This window comes from Kitasatospora sp. GAS1066B, assembly GCF_041262605.1.
Classification (GTDB): domain Bacteria; phylum Actinomycetota; class Actinomycetes; order Streptomycetales; family Streptomycetaceae; genus Kitasatospora.
Genome location: NZ_JBGCCO010000014.1, coordinates 201,756 through 217,101 on the forward strand (window position 1 = coordinate 201,756; position 15,346 = coordinate 217,101).

Consider the following 15,346-nt stretch of genomic DNA (forward strand, 5'->3'; position numbering starts at 1 on the left):
GCCAGGCTGCCCGGCTTGATCCGGGCAATGTTGACAGGATCGTGCAGGCCGGCGGCAGGATCTGTCTATCGGTCGTGCGGTCCGGCGTGGTGCCATTGAGGGGTGACCGTACGACCGAAGCATCCGGAAGGCACAGAATAGAATGAAGCGCAGGACTCTCGGGGCAACCGGAATTTCCGTAAGCGAGTTCGCGCTCGGCGCCATGATGTTCGGAAGCCTGGGCAATCCGGATCACGGGGACTCGATCCGTGTCATCCACAGCGCGCTCGATGCCGGGATGAATTTCATCGACACGGCCGACGTCTACTCCAAGGGCGAGTCCGAGGAGATCGTCGGCAAGGCCCTCAAGGCCCGCCGGGATGATGTCGTCATTGCGACCAAGTTCGGGCGGCCGATGGAGGAGGACCCGAACCAGCGGGGTGGCTCGCGAAGGTGGATCGTGCGCGAAGTTGAAAACAGCCTTCGCCGACTCGACACTGATTACATCGACCTTTATCAGATCCACCGTCCCGACTACGAGACGGAGATCGGCGAGACGGTCTCAGCGTTGTCCGACCTGGTCCGCGTTGGCAAGATCCGTGCATTCGGCTCGTCCATGTTCCCGGCGGAGATGATCGTCGAGGCACAGTGGGCGGCGGAACGCCAGGGTTCCTACCGATTCCTGACCGAGCAGCCGATGTACTCCGTCTTCACGCGCAAGCCCGAGGCTGCGGTACTCCCGACGGCGCAGCGCTACGGGCTTGGCGTGCTCACCTTCAGCCCCCTGAACGGCGGCTGGCTCTCCGGGCGGCCGGACCTCGCATCGAGCCATCGGGCCGTGCTGACGTCCTCGGCTTTGCCGTCGCACTACGACGCGTCGACTCCGACCGGCACGTTGAAGGCCGCCGCACTCGCCAAGCTCGCCGTACTCGCTCGCGAGGCGGGGATGACGCTGCCGCAGCTCGCGGTCGCTTTCGTCCGTGCGCATCCGGCCGTCACCTCCGTGTTGATCGGGCCGCGCACGCAGGAACAGCTCGACGGGCTTCTGTCCGGTGTCGATATCGAGCTGTCGAACGAAATCCTCGACCGCATCGACGAGATCGTCCCACCGGGAGTCGACCTCGACCCTGCGGACAACTATGCGGCAGAACCGCCCGCGATCGAGAAGGCGAGGCTTCGCCGTCGGTGATGGATCGGTGGCCGGCTCGGCGGTTCGCCTGTCGGATCGCCCAGCCGGTCACGGGCCGAGCGTAGCGGCTGACAGTCCGTCAGCTCCGTTGCTCCAGGGCCTTCAGCATGCCACGCTCCGCCTGGTCGCCCGCACTTCCCGGGTCGCCGTGAAGCGGCAGACCTCAGGCCTCCCGGGCCACCGCCGTGTGCGACATGTCCGCGTAGCGGTCGCCCGCCACCCGGCCGGCGATCGGCTCCAACAGGGCCAGTTCTTCGGCGGTCAGCGTGATCCGGGTGGCCGCGGCGTTCTCCAGCAGGCGGCTGCGCTTGCGGGTCCCGGGGATCGGTACCACGGTCAGGCCGTGCGCCTGTGCCCGCTGCTGCACCCAGGCCAGGGCGATCTGCGCCGTGCTGGCGCCGTGGTCGGCCGCGATCGTGCGCAGGGGTGCCAGGAGAGCGGCGTTCGCCTCGGCGTTGTCGCCGGAGAAGCGCGGCAGCAACTGCCGGAAGTCGCTGCCGGAGAGCTCCTTGCTCGCGTCGGTGAAGGCACCGGTCAGAAAGCCCCTGCCGAGCGGCGAGTACGGCACGAAGGCGACCCCGAGCGCGGCGGCCGCGCCCACCGCGCTTTGCTCGACGTCCCGGCTGAAGACCGACCACTCCGACTGCACGGCGGTGATCGGGTGCACGGCGTGCGCCTCGTGCAGCTCGGCGCCGGTGACCTCGCTCAGGCCGAGGCGCTTGACCTTGCCCTCCCGCACCAGTTCGGCCATGGCGCCGACGGACTCGGCGAGCGGGACGGCGGCGTCGCGGCGGTGCATGTAGTAGAGGTCGATGGCCTCGACGTTCAGGCGTCGCAGGCTCCCCTCGGCCGCCTTCCTGATATAGGCGGGATCGTTGCTGATGCCCCGGTAACTCGACTCACCGGCGCGGAACTCGAAGCCGAACTTGGTGGCCAGGGTGATCTCGTCGCGGTGCGCTGCGACGAACGGCGCGAGGAACTCCTCGTTCGCACCGAAGCCGTACATGTCGGCGGTGTCGATGAGGGTGACACCTGCCTCCAGGGTCGCCTCCAGGGTGTCGCGGGCCGCCGCGCCGTCCGTCTCTCCGTAGGCGGCGCTGATGCCCATGGCGCCGAAGCCCTGGACACCGACGAGGGGGCCGCCGGTGCCCAGCTCGACCTTGCGGATCTGTTCGACGGCGTTGCTCATGGCGTTGCTCATGGTGGCGTTCAGGCCCTTTCCGGCGCCAGGCGGGCGCTCGCATAGAAGGCGATCTTGTAGTCGAGTGCGGCAAGGGTGTTCTGTAGCTCCGCGACGCGCGCGACGACCTCGCGCCGGGTCTGCTCCAGCACCTCCTGCCGTTCGTCGAAGGTGTCTTCGCCCTGGCGTACCAGCTCCGCGAAGCGAACCATGGCGGCGACCGGCATCCCGGTCAGCCGCAGTGTGCCCACGAAGGCGAGCCAGTCCAGGTCCCTGTTGTCGAAGAGGCGCTGGCCGGCGTGCGACCGCTGCACGTGCGGCATCAGACCGATCTGCTCGTACCAGCGCAGGGTGTGCGCGCTGAGCCCGGTGAACGCCGCGACCTCGCTGATCGTGTAGCGGTCCTGGCCGTCGGGTCGCGGATGAGCCGGCCCCGCGGACACACAGGCGCCCACGGGTGGGGACTTCACGGGGGTGCTGTCGATCACCGTCATGTGGACCACGCTAGAACCTTCGAGTGCGCTCGAAGCAACTGCGTCTGGGGCCCACGCGGTGGCACTACCGCCCGACGGCGTGCAGGATGCGGTCGTCACCAGGTCCGGTCGGTCGGTCTGCAACGCCTGGCCGGCGCCGGGCACGATCTCCACCCGGGCCGACGGACGGCCATCCTGCCGGGTGCGGTGGCGAGCGATGGAGAATCTGAGCGACGAGGACCAGCGCGGCCTGACCGCGCTGTTCTGGTCCGACGTCAACCCGCACGGTACCTTCCGCCTGGACATGGACATGGACATGGACAAGCGGCTCGCGCTGGGGCTGACCGCTGCCGTGCCCGTCCCCGCACTCCGGTGGACACCGCCGACCGATCGAGTACGGGGACATGATGAAGGGCCTCGCTGAGGTGCTGTCCTGGCCGAAGGACGGCCGGTGCGGTCAGACGCCGCCGGTGTCGGTCGGTGTCGCCCCGCCGAGCATGGCGAGGGTCAGCACGTTGCCGGAGATGCCCCAGCCGCCGTCGGCGACCTCCTCGACCAGAACCATGGTGGTGTTGCGGGCGCGCTCGCCGTAGATCTCGACATACAGCTCGGTGGTGCGGGTGACGATCTCCTCCTTCTGCTTCGGGGTGAGGGTCTTCTCGGGGACCTTGAAGTTCGCGAAAGGCATGGCTGGTTGTTCCTTCTCTCAGTGGGGCGTTACAGCGGTCGGGCCGCGGCCTTGCCGTTGCTCTGCCGCGTCCTCCACGATCGGCCCGTCCCCCATCCCCAGCCAGGGCTGCGTCTACCCAGGGGATGCCACCCCCTGGCTGCGCTCCGGCATACGAGCGACCATGGAGGGGTGAACCTTCCAGAACTCGGTGCCTTCCTCAGGACACGCCGCGACCGCATCCGCCCCGCCGAGATCGGTCTCCCGCAAGGCCCGCGCCGGCGCGTCCCCGGGCTGCGCCGCGAGGAAGTCGCGCAGCTGGCAGGGCTGTCAGCCGACTACTACACCGAGCTGGAACGCGGCAGCGCGAAGAACGGCGTGCAGCCCTCGACCCAGACCCTGGCCGCCCTCGCCCGAGCCCTGCGCCTGAACGGCGACGAGCGCGACCACCTGTTTCACCTGGCCGAGCGGCCGGTCCCCCCGTCAGCACACGGACCATCGGCGCACGTGCAGCCCGCGCTCCTCGGACTCCTGGACCGGCTGTCCAACACCCCTGCGCGCGTCATCACCGACCTGCACGAAACCCTGGTGGAAAACGACCTGGCCCTGACCCTGCTCGGCAAGTCCCCGGCACAGCGGGGCCCGGCGGCGAGCCTCGTGTACCGCTGGTTCACCGACCCGCAGGCGCGCGAGATCTACCCGCCCGAGGACCACCCGCACCACTCCCGGGTGTTCGTGGCCGACCTCCAAGCAGCGGCCGCCCGGCGAGGCCGGGACGCGGAGGTCACGAAGATGGTCGCCGTGCTACGCCGCCGCAGCGAGGAGTTCGCAGCCCTCTGGGACACCCACGACGTCGCGGTGCGCCGCATGGACCACAAGAGGATCGTCCACCCCATGCTCGGCGTCATCGAACTCGACTGCTACAACCTCCTCAGCGAGGACGGACGGCAACGCCTGCTGTGGTTCACCGCCCCACCCGGAAGCCCGGGAGCAGAGCAGCTGGAACTCCTGTCTGTCATAGGGACCCAGGAGCTGAGCGGCACGGCGGGCCTGGCACCGGACAGGTTGTCCGCGGCGGCCACGGCAGCGAACGCATGATCACCCCGCTACTTTGCGGCTGGAGTCTGAACTAGGGCGCCGGGGCCCGGCTGTGGCGTCCGGACAGGTTCCGCCGGCGGTGCGCCGTAGACGGGCCGTCCTTGCAGGATGCGCTGGACCAGGAAGCCGGCGCCCACGGTGACCAGGCCGCCGACCGCGTCCAGGACGTAGTGGTTGGCCGTCGCGATGATGACCGTGAAGGTCGCCACCGGGTACAGGATGCCCAGGATCTTCACCCACTTGCGTTTGGCCAGGTGGGCGATCGCCAGGGCACACCAGACCGCCCAGCCGATGTGGAGGGACGGCATCGCGGCGAACTCGTTCGTCATCGAGCCGGACAGGCCCGCCACTCCGCTGCACGTCTGCTCGCCCCAGGTGTGGTGGACGCAGAACGTGTCGATGAACCGGGTCGGGTCGAGCAAGCGCGGCGGGGCGACGGCATAGAGGTAGAAGCCGATCAGGGCCACGCCGTTGATCGCGAACATCACGGTGCGGATCGCGCGGTAGCGGTCAGGGAACTTGACGTAGACCCAGATGAAGACGGCTATCGTCACGATGAAGTGGAGCGTCGCGTAGTAGTAGTTCATCCCCACGATCAGCCAGTCGATCCTGGCGATCGTGTGGTTGAGCCAATGCTCGATGTCGAGGTGGAGCGCGTGCTCCAGGCTGAGGATGTCCCGGCCCCGGTGGTACGGAGCCTCGCGGCCGGTGCGCGCCGCGTTCTGCGTCACGCGGTAGCAGTAGTAGCCGATGCCGATGAGCGCGATCTCGATCCACATGGTGGGGCGGTTCACCGGTCGCAGCCGGGCCGGCAGGATCGGGCCGATCTTCGAGAACCCGCGCTTCGCGCGCGTCCCGGCGTCGGTCGCTGCGCCGTTCGTCCCGTTCTCGGTGCCAGTGCCGCGTCTTGTGGACTCGGATTGTTGGTCGAGCAGTCGTGTCGGCGTCATGAAATCATCCCCATGGCCGGCCAGTCTGCCAGGCCGCCGTGGCCACGCTCGCACGGTCCCGGTGTGGGGGCCCGTCAATGAGGAGTTGACGCGACACGCACCACTGCGGGATACGTGGACCCGGTGAACCGATCCGGCGAACGGCGGCGAAGGCGCCGCCACGCGAGCGGTGGCGGCGCCTCGTCGGTGCGTGCCGGTGATCAGGTCAGCGGGATCTCGTCCTTGTGCTCGTGCAGCCACTCCTTCAGCGGCTTGAGCTGCGGGTTGATCTCCCGTGCGAGGTCGAGGTTCCGGACGGTGGTGAAGTACGCGTCGGCCTCCGCGTAGAACTGGTACATGTTGGCGACCTCGTCGGCGCCGGGCGCCCCGGACGCGCGGACCTCGTCGTGGCTGAGGGGCCGGTAGGCGACGTGCTCGCCGAGCGCCTCCGTGAACAGTTCGGCGAGCTCGGCGCCGGTGGCGTGCGTGCCGGCGAGACCGACGGTACGGCTGATGTACGTGGGGCCGGCGCGGAAGATGCCGTACGCGGTCCGGCCGATGTCCTCCGCGGCCACGAGCGCCATGACGCTGTCGCCCATCGGGTTGGTCAGGACGAGCTCGCCGTTCTCGTCGCGGTGCGGGCCCTGCCCGACCAGGAGCGACTCGTAGTAGAAGGTCGTCAGCAGGAACGTGGTGGGGATGCCGAGTTGGGTGAAGTAGGCGTTCGCCTCGCCCTTGGCGTCGAAGTGCGGCACCTTGTAGACGTCCAGCAGGGTCGGCAGCCGGCTGCCGAGGTGCTCGAAGTGCGGCCGGGTGTCCTCCAGCGTGGACCAGACGACGTGCTTGAGACCTGCCGCCTTCGCGGCGCGGGCCGCGGTCGCGGCCTGGTCCAGTTCCATCTGCGCCCGGGTCCGGGCGGCTTCCTCCTCCGGGGTCCGCTGCGCCCAGAAGTTCGTGACGACGAAGGCGCCGTACGCGCCGTCGAACGCCGCGCGCAGGCCCGCCTCGTCGTCCAGATCGGCCTCGACGACCTCGGCCCCCCGCGCGGCCAGCTCCTTCGTCTTCGGCGAGCCGGCGCTGCGGGTCAGCACGCGCAGCGCGAACGGCCCGTCCGGGTCGTCGAGAATGGCCCGTGCCAGGCCGCCGCCCTGCGATCCGGTCGCGCCGACGACTGCGATGATCTTCTTCTCGGCCATCAGTTGTCCCTCTTCCCTGAGGAGTTGACGAGTCGAACACGTCCTCAATGAGATTGGACCCCAGGGGCACTCGCGTGCCTCACCACGTCGTGGGTACCCATGGCAGGGGATGGCGGGAACCGGTGCGGGGGAGGACGATCGTGACCATGAGTGAGCAGCGGAACACCGCCCTCGGGGACTTCCTGCGCTCCCGCCGGGCGGCCCTGTCGCCGGTGGACGTCGGCGTCCCGACCTACGGCACGCCGCGCCGGGTGCCCGGCCTGCGGCGCGAGGAGGTCGCGCAACTCGCCGGGATGAGCGTGAACTACTACACCCGGATCGAGCAGGGCGAGAGCCATCAGCTGTCCGACTCGGTGATGGAGGCGATCGCGAGCGCGCTGCGCCTGGACGAAGGCGAGCGGCTGCACCTGCTGCGTCTGGCGTGGCCCGCGCAGGTCGCGCGGCGGGATGCCGGGCCGGAGCGGGTGCGGGACTCGGTGCTCGCGCTGGCCGGGAGCAACACCGAGCAGGCCGTCCTCGTCGTCGGCCGCCGGATGGACCTGCTCGGCGGCAACCGGCTGGGGTTCGCGCTGCACGGCCTGAGCCCGGAGCAGCGGCCGAACATGGCGAAGCAGATGTTCCTCGAACGGACGATGCGCGACCTGATCGTCGGCTGGGAGCGGGAGGCGCGCAACACGGCGGCCTACCTGCGGATGGCCACGGGCGACCAGCCCGACGACCCGCTGCTCGCCGAACTGATCGGGGAACTGAGCATCAAGAGCCCGGAGTTCGCCCGGATCTGGGCCACTCACCCGGTGGCCGAGTGTCTGCACTCGGTGCGCCAGTACGACCACCCGCTGGTCGGACGCCTGACGCTGAACGAGGAGTCGCTGCGCCTGCCCGACGACCCCGGCCAGCGGATGCTCTTCCTCGGCGCCGCCCCCGACTCCGACTCCGCCGAGCGGCTGCGGCTGCTGGACTCGCTGGTGTCGTGACGGCTGCCTGAACGGTGCCGGGACGGTGCCGGGCTGGGGCCCGCCCAGGACAGAAGATCACGACGACATGGGAGCGATCCGACATGACGAAGATACAGAGCGGCCGCGTCGCGCTGGTCACCGGTGGCTCGCGCGGGGTCGGGGCCGCGACAGTGCGCCGCCTCGCCCAGGACGGCGCCGACGTCGCCTTCAGCTACGTCAGTTCCGAGCACGAGGCCGGGAAGCTCGCCAAGGAGGCGAGCGCGTCGGGGGTGCGGGTCGAGGCAGTGCGCGCCGACGCGGCCAGTGCCGAGGAGATGACGCGCCTGGTCCAGGACGCCGTCGCGGGGTTCGGACGGCTGGACATCCTGGTGCACAACGCGGGGCTGTTCCTCACCGGCCCGCTCGCCGACCCGGACCGGGACGAGGAGGCCATGGCCCGCCAGTTCCGGATCAACCTCCACGGCGTGGTGGCCGCGACCCGCGCGGCCGCCCCGCATCTGCCGGAAGGCGGTCGGATCGTCCTGATCAGCTCGGGCGGGGCGGACCGCAGCGCGGGCCTCCTGGCCGGCGACTACGCCGCCACCAAGGCCGGGATGGAAGCCTACGGCCGGGCCTGGGCACACGAGTTCGGGCCGCGCGGGATCACCGTGAACAGCCTGCGGTTGGGCGCGATCGACACCGACATGCTGGACCGCGCCGCCGGAGCGGCCCTCCTGCCGTCGATCGCGATGCGCCGCCTGGGCCGCCCGGAGGACGTCGCCGACGCCGTGGCCTACCTCGCCGGCCCCGGCGCGAGCTACGTCACCGGCGCGACCCTGCGCGTGGACGGCGGCCTGCACGCCTAGCGGGCCTGGCCGGCGGATCTTTTCCGTTCGCATGCAACTGGCATCTCGTCGGAGCGCGTCCCGATGTGTGGCGACGTCAGAAGTCGTTGCCTGCCATGGCCATACGAGGTCGAACCGTGTGGCCGAGAGGATCAGGAGCCGTTCCATGTCGGACGAGATCACGGTGCACCCCGTCGCCTGGCCGCCTGCCCCGATCAGGACCGAGCGGCTCGTGCTCCGCGAGTCCGAGGCTCGGGACCGCGCGGCGATCATCGAGCTGTTCGCCTCGCCGGAGGTGAACGCCTACCTGGGCGGCCCGCAGGCGCGTGATGAGCTCGAGCGCGCGTTGCCCGAGACGCCCGAGAAGCGCCCCGGCCTCTTCGTGGTCGAGCTGGACGGAGCGATGATCGGCACCGTCGAGCTCAAGCAGCCTGACGCGGAGCAGCGGAGTCAGGTCAGCCGGGATGCGGGGGAGGCCGAGCTCGGCTACCTGTTCCTGCCACAGGCGTGGGGACGCGGGTACGCCGCCGAGGCGTGCGCGGCGGTGCTCGGCTGGTTCGCCGACGCGCGACCCGGCGAGCCGGTGGTGCTCGCCACCCAGACCGCCAACGACCGTGGGATGCGCCTCGCGGCGAAGCTGGGGTTCACCGAGGTGAAGCTGTTCGAGGCGTGGGGCGCCGAGCAGTGGATGGGCGTGTGGTCCTCGGAGGCCTCCGCTCGGTCGTCGGCCGCGCTCTAGCGGAGAGCCCCGAGCCGCGCGAGCCCCGAGACCCCGACCGGCGGCTTCCGGTTGGGGCCCCGGGCATCACCCATGCGTCGCGGGGCTGGTAGGCGATCGAAGGAACTCCACTCTCGACGGCCTACCTCCCGGATGCCCTGGTCTAGCCGGCGGACTCCAGGACCCAGGTCCGCTCGAAGCAGTAGCCGAGGAAGGCGGGAGAGTTGGGGTTGTCGACGGTCACACAGCCGTCGCGGTCGGCATTGCGGATGGTAGTGGGGATTCTGGGACCGGGGGCCTGGATCACCCAGCGCTGGTAGGGGAGTCGATCACAGGCGCCCACGACCACATCGGGCGGGAAGCTGGCGAGACAGCGGCTCGAGTTGCCGGGCTTGGCGATCTGGACGGTACCGTCGCCCCGGTTGGTCACCTTCCACGGGGTGCAGTCCCCGAGCGCGGCCGGGGTGATCGCATCGTCGTCGGCGGGGGCCAGGCACCTGCCGGTGTTGAGGTCGCGGATGAGGTAGCTGCCGTTGTCGACGGCTTGGGCGGGCGAGGCCAGTGCCACGACCGCAACAGCGGACCCGGCAAGGCACAGCAGAGAACGGACACGCTTCACAGCGGACTCCAGTTTCTGGGGGACAGGGGTGACCGGGCCGTACCGGCCCGACGGACAGGACGATCACACGCCCAGGACACCCGGTTTGCTGTGCCCCGCCATAACCGCCAGTGCTTCACCCGGACGGGTGCGGGGTTCAACCGGCCCAACCGGTCGCCGGTCCTCATATCGGCCTGGTCCCCTCTCGTGGCAGCTTCGTCCGCCCACGACCGAATCATCAGGTCGCCCGTGACGTCGTCCCGGCAGATGGCCGACGACCCGTCAGCCGGGATGCTGGGGTAGGTCCCGAGGGCCTCGTGGTCGCGGCGTGCGACGAGTGCTGTGCCCAGGCACTCCCAGCACTTTCCGTTGGCCGGGCTTGACGGTTGGTGTCAGGGACATTGCCAGCTCATGTCATGGAGTTCATCCTTTTGACAGGCCATGGACAACCCCCACCCGTCCACGGCCCCTACGCTCGTACCCCGCACCTCCTCCGTGAGCCGGCCAACCGGGCCGGGCTCGTGCTGTTCCGGAATTCCTGGAGTCCCCATGCGTTCGAGGTCGCGTCTCGCCGGACTGTGCGCCGCCGCTCTGACGGCTGCCGTCTCGCTCTCCGCCGCCCTCTCCAGCGGCAGCTCCGCCGTCGCCGCCCCGGCAGCGGCTGGTACCGTCCCCACCCCCGCGCACGTGGTGGTCGTGGTGGAGGAGAACCACTCCTACGACGACATCATCGGCGACAACGCCGATGCCCCCTACATCAACTCGCTGGCCGGTCAGGGCGCCCTGATGACCTCCTCGTTCGGCGTCTCGCACCCCAGCGAGCCGAACTACATGGCGCTCTTCGGCGGCAGCACCTTCGGCCTCAGCTCCGACGCCTGCCCGGTCAAGGAGGGCAACGCGGACAACCTCGGCTCCGAACTGCTGGCCGCCGGCCAGACCTTCACGGGCTACTCGGAGGACCTGCCCTCGGTCGGCTCCACCAAGTGCACCTCGGGCGGTTACGCCCGCAAGCACGCGCCGTGGGCCAACTTCGGCAACATCCCCACCGCCGACCAGCAGCCGTTCTCCGCCTTCCCGAGCGACTACAGCACGCTGCCCACCGTGTCGTTCGTGATCCCGAACCTGAACGACGACATGCACGACGGCAGCATCGCGCAGGGCGACAGTTGGCTGCAGAGCAACCTGTCGAGCTACGCGACCTGGGCGCAGCAGAACAACAGCCTGCTGATCGTCACCTGGGACGAGGACGACTACACCGAGAGCAACCAGATTCCCACCATCGTGGTCGGCGCGGGCGTCACGCCGGGCCAGTACAGCGAGACCATCAACCACTACAACCTGCTCGCCACCCTGGAGCAGATGTACGGGCTGAACAAGGTCGGCAGCAGCGCCACCGCCGCGCCGATCACCGACATCTGGAGCTGACGACCCGTCAGAATCCGCACCAGCAGGAAACTCTAGCAGCCCCGGTCGCGCGCACCCGCGCGTGCGCGCGACCGGGAGGCAGTCGATCCGACCGGAAGGAGCGCTCCCGCCATGCCGCAGCCCGCCGGCCAGCAGCCCGCCGTGCAGCAGTCCGCCGTCCCGCCGGAGCCGAGACCGCGCGCGGGAGCCGTTCGTCGACGGCCGCTGCGCACCGCTTCGGTCGGCCTGCTGGTCCTGGCCGCCGCCGCCCTGATCGGCTCCGCGCCGTCCGCCGGTGCCCCGGCGGCCCCGCCCGGCGGCACGCTGCGGATCGACACCGCCGGCTGCGGCAGGCCTCCCGGTCAACTGCCGGCGGGGCGCGTCTCGTTCACCGTCGGCAACGCCTCCAACGTGTATGCGACGGTCTACCTCACCTCCGCCGACGCGGGCCTGGCCTACGCCGAGATCCCCTGGCTCGGCCCGGGCAAGACGCTGCCGCTGGCCACCACGCTGACCGGTGGCCGGTACGCCATCCGGTGCGTCTTCTCCAGCGGTCCGGTGCGGACCACGACCCCGATCCAGGTCAACGGCACGGCGAGCGGTGCGGTGGCCGGCTATCTGCCGATGAACGACAAGGAGTTGACCGCGCCGGTCAACGCCTACCGCTCCTACGTCGAGGCGGCGCTGCCGAAACTCCTGGCCGCCGCCCAGGCCCTGGATGCCGACCTGGCCCACGGTGACCTCGCGGCGGCCCGCACCGACTGGCTCGCCGCACACCTGGACTACGAGCGGCTCGGCGCCGCCTACCACTCCTTCGGCGACTACGACGACTCGCTCAACGGTCTGGCCAACGGCCTGCCGCAGGGGGTCGACACGCCGAGCTGGACCGGCTTCTTCGCCCTGGAGCAGGGCCTGTGGCACGGCCGTAGTGCCGATCAACTACGGCCGCTCAGCCAGCAGTTGGTGAGCGATGCGAGCAGTCTGATCGACGACTTCCCCAGCGAGGACACCGATCCGGGTGACCTGCCGCTGCGCGCCCACGAGATCCTGGAGAACGCGCTGCAGTCGCAGCTGACCGGCATCGCCGACTACGGCAGCGGTACCACCCTGGCCACGCTGGACGCCAACATCCAGGGCACCGAGGAGGTGCTCAGCGTGCTCACTCCGGTGATCCAGCCGCGCGACCCGAGTCTGCTGGCGCAGCTGACCAGGGAACTCCCGGCTCTCGACGCCGAGGTGACGGCCGCCAGGGCCGCGAACGGCTCCTGGACGCCCGTCACCGCCCTCACTGCCGCTCAACGTCTGCGTCTGGACGGCGATCTCGGCGCACTCCTCGAACAACTGGCCGTCCTGCCCAACCTGCTGACCCCGAGGAACCACGCATGACCCGGCCTGACACCACCCCCACTCCCGACGCCGGCCAGTGCCCCATGACGGCGGCCGCCCCCGCGCTGCGCCGCCGCGCCTTCCTGCGCGGCGCCACCGTCGGCGCCGCGCTCGGCGCGGGCGCGCTGGTCGGCGCCTACGCGGCCAGCGCCGACGACACGACCGCCACCGCGCCCGGGCCGTCGGGCCGGGCCATCGCCTTCCACGGGCCGCACCAGGCGGGCATCACCACCCCGCCGCAGGCTGCGGCCAGTTTCGTCTCGTGCACTGTGATCGCGCCCGACCGGGCCGGGCTGCAGCAGTTGCTGCGCACCCTGACCGAGCGGATCCGCACGCTGACCGCGGGCGGCCCGGTCCCCGCCACCGACCTCGCCTCGCCGCCCACCGACAGCGCCACGCTGGGCCCGGTGCTGCCCCGCGACGGCCTGACCATCACGGTCGGCGTCGGCGCCTCGCTCTTCGACGCCCGCTACGGGCTGGCCGACCGCAAGCCCGCCCAGCTGGTGGAGATGCCGGCCTTCCCCGACGACAACCTGCTCGGCTCCAAGGAGTTGCACGGCGACCTGTCACTGCAGATCTGCGCCGACTCGCGGGACACCGTGATGCACGCGCTGCGCGACCTCACCCGGCACACCCGCGGCCTGCTGCAGCCGAGTTGGAAGGTCGACGGGTTCCACGCCGCCCCGCGCCCGAGCGGCACGCCGCGCAACCAGCTGGGGTTCAAGGACGGCATCGCCAACCCCGACACCACCGACCCGAAGGTCACCGATGCCGTGCTGTGGACCCACGGCGGTGCGAACGGCGAGCCGGCCTGGGTCGAGGGCGGCTCCTACCAGGTGATCCGGATCATCCGGATGCTGGTCGAGTTCTGGGACCGGGTCTCGCTGCACGAGCAGGAGACGATGATCGGGCGCCGCCGCGACTCCGGGGCGCCGCTGGACGGCACGGCCGAGTCCGACCCGCCGAACTACCAGGCGGATCCGCAGGGTCTGATCATCCCGATGACCGCGCACATCCGGCTGGCCAACCCGCGCACCGCCGCCACCGCCGACCAGCTGATCCTGCGCCGCGGCTACAACTACGAGCGGGGGCTGGACCTGGACGGCAACCTGGACGTCGGGCTGGTCTTCTGCTGCTACCAGCAGGACGTGGCCAGGCAGTTCCAGGCCGTGCAGCAGCGGCTGGCCGGGGAGCCGCTGGTCGACTACATCTCGCCGACCGGCGGCGGCTACTTCTTCGCGCTGCCGGGCGTCAAGGGCCCGGACGACCAGTTCGGCGCGGGCCTGCTCGCCTGACGCGCAGCACGAGTTGACACCGCGTCACACCATGGGTACGCAAAGTTTCGGTGCGGACAAGGTGTGTCGAAAATCTAGCGAAGATTTTGACTGTACGTCATCATGAGCGAGTCGCCGTTCACCACGGCGGCTCGCTGCGGGCGTTCGCCGCGTCCGCTCTGAAGAACCGTGCAACGGACGGGTCGTGGCTCCTGCCAGCCCGTCCGCCTTTCGACCCCCATGCGACAGCACGGAAGGAATCCCCACAGGATGTCACGCTTCATCGGTGCCCTCTCCTCACGTCCCGCCAAGGCTGCGGCCGTCGCCGCGGTCTCCTCGTTCGCCCTGGTCGGCGGGGTGTTCGCGGGCAGCGGGCTGGCCCAGGCGCAGACCGCCCCGGCGGTGGCCTCGCACGCCTACCGTCACGGCGCGGTGCCCAAGCTCGACCCCGCCACCGGCCACGCGGTCACGGCACCGGACGCCGCCGCCACCAACGCCAACAACCTCAACTACGGTGGCGCGATCGACGGTATCGGTGTCACCACCGGTGCCCCCAAGGTCTACGTGATCTACTGGGGCTCCCAGTGGGGGAAGGCCTCGACGGACAGCCACGGCCTGGTGCACCTGGCCGGTGACAAGTCCGGGATGGCGCCCGACCAGCAGGGCTTCTTCAAGGGCCTGGGCAGCAGCACCGACGCCTGGTCCGGCGTCATGACCCAGTACTGCCAGGGCATCGCGACCGGCGCCCAGAGCTGCCCGGCGGGGGCCGCGCACGTGGGTCACCCGGGCAGCACGGGCGCGCTGGCCGGCGTCTGGGAGGACACCAGCGCGGTTCCGAGCGCCGCCAACGGCCACCAGATCGCCCTGGAGGCGATCAAGGCCGCCAAGCACTTCGGCAACACCACCGCCGCCAAGAACCGCAACGTCCAGTACGTGATCACCTTCCCGTCCGGCACCAACCCGGACAACTACCAGACCCAGGGCTTCTGCGCCTGGCACGACTACAACGGCGACACCACCCTCTCCGGCGGCGCCGCCACCTCGCCCTACGGTGACATCGCGTTCACCAACATGCCCTACCTCCCGGACGCGGGCCAGAGCTGCGGCCAGGGCTTCGTCAACTCGCCCGGGGCGCTGGACGGTGTGACCATCGTCGGCGGCCACGAGTACGCCGAGACCATCACCGACCAGAACCCGGCGGGCGGTTGGACCGACTCGTCGGGCGCCGAGAACGGCGACAAGTGCGCCTGGATCTCCTCCGGCCAGGGCGCCTCGCAGAACATCACCCTGAGCACCGGCAAGTTCGCGGTCCAGTCGACCTGGGGCAACGACGGCAACGGTGGCGCGGGTGGCTGCGAGGTCTCGCACGCGACCGTGAAGTGACCTCCTAATGATGTTGTCAAGCCGCTGATGTGACGGGGAGTGCAGGCTCGTAGCTCTTCCCGTCACGGATCAGGGCCCATAGAACGTTGACC

Annotated in this window: 16 protein-coding genes; 10 read left to right on the forward strand and 6 right to left on the reverse strand. The window is 70.2% G+C overall.

The features are described from left to right. Nucleotides 1-142: 142 nt before the first annotated feature. Nucleotides 143-1,168 (forward strand): aldo/keto reductase, encoded by a 1,026-nt coding sequence (locus ABH937_RS18180; protein ID WP_370218813.1) that lies wholly within the window; start codon nt 143-145, stop codon nt 1,166-1,168. 163 nt (nt 1,169-1,331) lie between these two features. Here the strand turns inward: ABH937_RS18180 and ABH937_RS18185 are convergent, their stop codons facing one another. Both ABH937_RS18185 and ABH937_RS18190 read right to left on the reverse strand, forming a co-directional pair. After that, on the reverse strand, nt 1,332-2,357 hold the full coding sequence (locus ABH937_RS18185; RefSeq protein WP_280690120.1) for an aldo/keto reductase: 1,026 nt from the start codon (nt 2,355-2,357) through the stop codon (nt 1,332-1,334). Nucleotides 2,358-2,377: 20 nt separating this feature from the next. Continuing rightward, complete coding sequence (locus tag ABH937_RS18190; RefSeq protein WP_280690119.1) at nt 2,378-2,842, reverse strand: MerR family transcriptional regulator; 465 nt, start codon at nt 2,840-2,842, stop codon at nt 2,378-2,380. 196 nt (nt 2,843-3,038) lie between these two features. Here ABH937_RS18190 and ABH937_RS18195 point away from each other — a divergent pair, with 196 nt between their 5' ends. Next, nucleotides 3,039-3,245 (forward strand): hypothetical protein, encoded by a 207-nt coding sequence (locus ABH937_RS18195; RefSeq protein WP_370218814.1) that lies wholly within the window; start codon nt 3,039-3,041, stop codon nt 3,243-3,245. 33 nt (nt 3,246-3,278) lie between these two features. Here ABH937_RS18195 and ABH937_RS18200 read toward each other — a convergent pair whose 3' ends face one another. Further along, nucleotides 3,279-3,509, reverse strand: a complete 231-nt coding sequence (locus ABH937_RS18200) for a 4-oxalocrotonate tautomerase family protein (protein WP_280690117.1) — start codon at nt 3,507-3,509, stop codon at nt 3,279-3,281. Nucleotides 3,510-3,680: 171 nt separating this feature from the next. Here ABH937_RS18200 and ABH937_RS18205 point away from each other — a divergent pair, with 171 nt between their 5' ends. Continuing rightward, on the forward strand, nt 3,681-4,586 hold the full coding sequence (locus tag ABH937_RS18205; RefSeq protein ID WP_280690116.1) for a helix-turn-helix transcriptional regulator: 906 nt from the start codon (nt 3,681-3,683) through the stop codon (nt 4,584-4,586). A gap of 8 nt (nt 4,587-4,594) precedes the next feature. Here the strand turns inward: ABH937_RS18205 and ABH937_RS18210 are convergent, their stop codons facing one another. Both ABH937_RS18210 and ABH937_RS18215 read right to left on the reverse strand, forming a co-directional pair. Continuing rightward, entirely contained in the window at nt 4,595-5,536 is a 942-nt protein-coding gene (locus ABH937_RS18210) for a phosphatase PAP2 family protein (RefSeq protein ID WP_370218815.1), read from the reverse strand. Nucleotides 5,537-5,736: 200 nt separating this feature from the next. Next, nucleotides 5,737-6,711, reverse strand: coding sequence for an NmrA/HSCARG family protein (locus ABH937_RS18215; protein WP_370218816.1), 975 nt, complete (start codon nt 6,709-6,711; stop codon nt 5,737-5,739). 146 nt (nt 6,712-6,857) lie between these two features. Between ABH937_RS18215 and ABH937_RS18220 the strand changes: the two genes are divergently transcribed. The 3 genes from ABH937_RS18220 (at nt 6,858) to ABH937_RS18230 (ending at nt 9,230) form a co-directional block, all read left to right on the forward strand. Continuing rightward, on the forward strand, nt 6,858-7,685 hold the full coding sequence (locus ABH937_RS18220; RefSeq protein ID WP_280690113.1) for a helix-turn-helix transcriptional regulator: 828 nt from the start codon (nt 6,858-6,860) through the stop codon (nt 7,683-7,685). A gap of 83 nt (nt 7,686-7,768) precedes the next feature. Next, nucleotides 7,769-8,512 carry an SDR family NAD(P)-dependent oxidoreductase gene (locus ABH937_RS18225; protein ID WP_370218817.1) on the forward strand — a complete coding sequence of 248 codons (744 nt, stop codon included), beginning with the start codon at nt 7,769-7,771 and terminating at the stop codon, nt 8,510-8,512. A 145-nt stretch (nt 8,513-8,657) separates the two neighbouring features. Next, complete coding sequence (locus ABH937_RS18230) at nt 8,658-9,230, forward strand: GNAT family N-acetyltransferase (protein WP_280690111.1); 573 nt, start codon at nt 8,658-8,660, stop codon at nt 9,228-9,230. Nucleotides 9,231-9,372: 142 nt separating this feature from the next. Here ABH937_RS18230 and ABH937_RS18235 read toward each other — a convergent pair whose 3' ends face one another. Continuing rightward, nucleotides 9,373-9,777: an RICIN domain-containing protein gene (locus tag ABH937_RS18235; protein ID WP_370218818.1), complete on the reverse strand. Its 405-nt coding sequence runs from the start codon at nt 9,775-9,777 to the stop codon at nt 9,373-9,375. Between the two features lie 579 nt (nt 9,778-10,356). On the opposite strand from ABH937_RS18235, the gene ABH937_RS18240 reads away from it, so the two are divergent. The 4 genes from ABH937_RS18240 (at nt 10,357) to ABH937_RS18255 (ending at nt 15,254) form a co-directional block, all read left to right on the forward strand. Further along, entirely contained in the window at nt 10,357-11,232 is an 876-nt protein-coding gene (locus ABH937_RS18240; protein ID WP_370218819.1) for an alkaline phosphatase family protein, read from the forward strand. Nucleotides 11,233-11,343: 111 nt separating this feature from the next. Continuing rightward, on the forward strand, nt 11,344-12,597 hold the full coding sequence (locus ABH937_RS18245; protein ID WP_370218820.1) for an EfeM/EfeO family lipoprotein: 1,254 nt from the start codon (nt 11,344-11,346) through the stop codon (nt 12,595-12,597). After that, nucleotides 12,594-13,892 carry an iron uptake transporter deferrochelatase/peroxidase subunit gene (gene efeB / locus ABH937_RS18250; protein ID WP_370218821.1) on the forward strand — a complete coding sequence of 433 codons (1,299 nt, stop codon included), beginning with the start codon at nt 12,594-12,596 and terminating at the stop codon, nt 13,890-13,892. Before ABH937_RS18245 ends, efeB begins: the two co-directional genes overlap by 4 nt. 249 nt (nt 13,893-14,141) lie before the next feature. After that, entirely contained in the window at nt 14,142-15,254 is a 1,113-nt protein-coding gene (locus ABH937_RS18255) for a hypothetical protein (protein WP_370218822.1), read from the forward strand. The last annotated feature ends 92 nt before the right edge of the window (nt 15,255-15,346 follow it).

Excerpts from the sequence above, each read along its gene's own strand:
- ABH937_RS18180 (WP_370218813.1), top strand. The coding sequence starts at position 143 with ATGAAGCGCAGGACTCTCGGGGCAACCGGAATTTCCGTAAGCGAGTTC.
- ABH937_RS18185 (WP_280690120.1), bottom strand. The coding sequence starts at position 2,357 with ATGAGCAACGCCGTCGAACAGATCCGCAAGGTCGAGCTGGGCACCGGC.
- ABH937_RS18190 (WP_280690119.1), bottom strand. The coding sequence starts at position 2,842 with ATGACGGTGATCGACAGCACCCCCGTGAAGTCCCCACCCGTGGGCGCC.
- ABH937_RS18195 (WP_370218814.1), top strand. The coding sequence starts at position 3,039 with ATGGAGAATCTGAGCGACGAGGACCAGCGCGGCCTGACCGCGCTGTTC.
- ABH937_RS18200 (WP_280690117.1), bottom strand. The coding sequence starts at position 3,509 with ATGCCTTTCGCGAACTTCAAGGTCCCCGAGAAGACCCTCACCCCGAAG.
- ABH937_RS18210 (WP_370218815.1), bottom strand. The coding sequence starts at position 5,536 with ATGACGCCGACACGACTGCTCGACCAACAATCCGAGTCCACAAGACGC.
- ABH937_RS18215 (WP_370218816.1), bottom strand. The coding sequence starts at position 6,711 with ATGGCCGAGAAGAAGATCATCGCAGTCGTCGGCGCGACCGGATCGCAG.
- ABH937_RS18220 (WP_280690113.1), top strand. The coding sequence starts at position 6,858 with ATGAGTGAGCAGCGGAACACCGCCCTCGGGGACTTCCTGCGCTCCCGC.
- ABH937_RS18225 (WP_370218817.1), top strand. The coding sequence starts at position 7,769 with ATGACGAAGATACAGAGCGGCCGCGTCGCGCTGGTCACCGGTGGCTCG.
- ABH937_RS18230 (WP_280690111.1), top strand. The coding sequence starts at position 8,658 with ATGTCGGACGAGATCACGGTGCACCCCGTCGCCTGGCCGCCTGCCCCG.
- ABH937_RS18240 (WP_370218819.1), top strand. The coding sequence starts at position 10,357 with ATGCGTTCGAGGTCGCGTCTCGCCGGACTGTGCGCCGCCGCTCTGACG.
- ABH937_RS18245 (WP_370218820.1), top strand. The coding sequence starts at position 11,344 with ATGCCGCAGCCCGCCGGCCAGCAGCCCGCCGTGCAGCAGTCCGCCGTC.
- efeB (WP_370218821.1), top strand. The coding sequence starts at position 12,594 with ATGACCCGGCCTGACACCACCCCCACTCCCGACGCCGGCCAGTGCCCC.
- ABH937_RS18255 (WP_370218822.1), top strand. The coding sequence starts at position 14,142 with ATGTCACGCTTCATCGGTGCCCTCTCCTCACGTCCCGCCAAGGCTGCG.